The sequence below is a fragment of the Alkalibacterium sp. s-m-28 genome, from assembly GCF_054658175.1.
Map to the genome: position 1 here is coordinate 1 of NZ_BAAGIQ010000421.1, position 255 is coordinate 255.

The following is a 255-nucleotide window of genomic DNA, read 5'->3' on the forward strand; positions in this document are numbered from 1 at the left end:
GAACAGCGAGATTCTTAACGGCTTTGTTTTGGTAGCCGCATCCCGAGCAGAGTTGGCTTGAAGGAAAGTTCCGTGCGACAGCGATTATTTCTTTCCCATACCACTTGGCTTTGTATTCTAACATAGTACGAAATTCCGCCCAACTTACTTCTGAGATGGATTTAGCTAATTTTCGATTGAGCATCATATTCTTTACCAACAAATCTTCGATACCGATTATGTCGTGGTTTTTGACAATCTCGGTGGAGATTTTAT

The 255-nt window shown here is 41.2% G+C and carries 1 protein-coding gene; it reads right to left on the reverse strand.

Features of this window, described 5'->3' with window-relative positions; all coding sequences use genetic code 11:
• On the reverse strand, positions 1-255 hold a 255-nt coding region (locus tag ACYQ4S_RS12835), incomplete at both ends, for a zinc ribbon domain-containing protein (RefSeq protein ID WP_459771572.1).